This window comes from Massilia sp. CT11-108, from assembly GCF_047302915.1.
Taxonomy (GTDB): Bacteria; Pseudomonadota; Gammaproteobacteria; order Burkholderiales; family Burkholderiaceae_D; genus Telluria; species Telluria orientalis.
The window spans coordinates 1-2,176 of the sequence record NZ_JBKYMO010000715.1 but is presented as its reverse complement, the minus strand read 5'-3'; the positions used below and the strand labels follow the sequence as shown (position 1 = coordinate 2,176).

Annotated in this window: 1 protein-coding gene; it reads right to left on the bottom strand. The window is 69.3% G+C overall.

The genetic code is table 11. The annotated features are described in order from the left end of the window. Window positions 1–2,176 (bottom strand): ATP-binding protein (locus ACEN88_RS29815; protein ID WP_413345520.1); only part of this gene is annotated, 2,176 nt, incomplete at both ends.

Sequence of the window (2,176 nt, the reverse complement as noted above, 5' to 3'; positions counted from 1 at the left end):
CTGCAGCAGGCTGTCGTACAGCAGCGCCGGGCCGACGGGCTTGGTGAGGAAACCGTGCAGCGGCAGGTCGCCTTCCTGCTGCAGCACGCCTTCGCGCGTGCAGGCGCTGACCATCAGGATCGCGGGCGGCGCCGCGAAGCGCGCGTCGGCGCGGATGCGGCGGATCGTCTCCACGCCGTCCCAGCCCGGCATCATGTAATCCATCAGCACGACCTGGTACGGGCTGCCTTCCTGCACGGCCTGCGCCAGCCGCGCCAGCGATTCCTCGCCCGACGCGACGGCGTCGGCATGGATGCCGAAGCCGTCCAGCATCTCGACGAGCGCGGCGCGCGCGCCCGCGCTGTCGTCGACGACCATCACGCGCATGCGCTGCAGTTCCGCGCCCGGGGTGGTCGCGGCCGCGGCGTCGGCGTCGGCGATGCCCAGCGGGACCGTGAACGTGAAGCGGCTGCCGACGCCCGGCGTGCTGGTGACGGCGATCGTGCCGCCCATCAGTTCGACGAGCTGCTTCGAGATCGACAGGCCCAGGCCCGTGCCGCCGTATTTGCGGGTGATGGAGTTGTCGGCCTGCGTGAACGACTGGAACAGGCGCGCGAGCTGGTCGGCGTCCATGCCGATGCCGGTGTCGCTGACGGAGAAGCGCAGCACCACGCGGTCTGCCTCGCGTTCGACGACGTCGACGGCGACGACGATCTCGCCGTCCTCGGTGAACTTGACGGCGTTGTTGGTCAGGTTGATCAGCACCTGCCCCAGGCGCAGCGGATCGCCCACGAGGCGGCCCGGCACGCCGCGCGGCACGCAGAACACGAGTTCGACGCGGCGCGCATCCGTCTTGATGGCGGCGATGCTGGCGAGGTGCTCGAGCATGTCGTCGAGGTCGAACGGCACCTTGTCGAGAGTCATGCGGCCGGCCTCGATCTTGGAAAAGTCGAGGATGTCGTTGATGATGCCCAGCAGGTGCTCGCCCGCGCCGAGGATCTTGCCGAGGTAGTTGCGCTGCTTTGGATTCGGATCGGCCATCAGCGCGAGGCGGCTCATGCCGATGATCGCGTTCATCGGCGTGCGGATCTCGTGGCTCATGTTGGCCAGGAATTCCGATTTCATGCGGGTCGCCGCTTCCGCGCGGACCATCGCGTCCTGGATGCTCTTGGTGCGCAGGCCCAGGATGCGCATGAACACGAGCATGTCGAACGTGCCGCCGAACTGCGTCGAATTCAGCGTCCAGTAGGTGGCGTCCATGCCGCCCTTGATCACCTGCGCCTGGACGACGGAACTCATGAAGCTCGCGGCCCAGCCGACGAGGAAGTAGATGCCGACCGTGTCGCCGCGGCGCGCGCGGTTGAACGCGCCGGGGAGGCCCAGCAGCATCGGCATGATGCCCAGCGAGCCGACGACGGCGACCAGGGCCTCGTCGTGGATCAGGCCGAGGCCGAAGGCGATCGCGGCGATCACGCACAGCACGGCGCCCGTCTGCATCAGGCGCGGGAACACGCGGTCGACGCCGGGCCGCGTCAGCGCGGAGCCGACGAACAGGTAGGCGCCGCACGACGTCATCAGGGAGATGATGCCGGTGGCGTTCGCGGTGGCCCACGCGCTGGCGCCCCACAGGTATTCGGCGCCGAGGCCCCACCACGCGATGTTGTACAGGGCCAGGCCGCCGATCAGCAGCGAGTACTTGGCGAACAGGCTCTCGCGCAGGTTGGCCCATTGCGCGAGGCTGTACAGCAGCAGGCACAGGAACAGGCCCGTGAGGATGCCCTGCACGAGGCGGTCGCGCAGCGCCTCCTCGTAGAACACGCCCGGCTTGGCGAAGCTGATCGGGAGGATCTTCGGACCGTTGGTCTCCACGCGCAGCAGCACGTCGTAGCGCTGGCCCGGCTCCAGTTGTAGCAGGAAGGCCGGCACCGGGCCGCCGTGGAAGATCGACGGCCGTTCGCCCGTGCGTTCCGAGCCGGCCTGCGCATGGCGCTCGATGCGGCCGCCGCGCACGAGGTACATGTCGACGCGGTTGAGCAGCCCGAAATCGATCTTCAACGTCCACGCGCCGTCGCTGCCGGGCGCCGGCTGCACGGGCACGCGCACCCAGACGACGCCTTTTTCCATGCCCAGCGTCGCGTACGCCGATTGCGGGGCCGCGAAGCGCCCGGGCGCGGCGGCCGCATCGAGCGCCATGCGC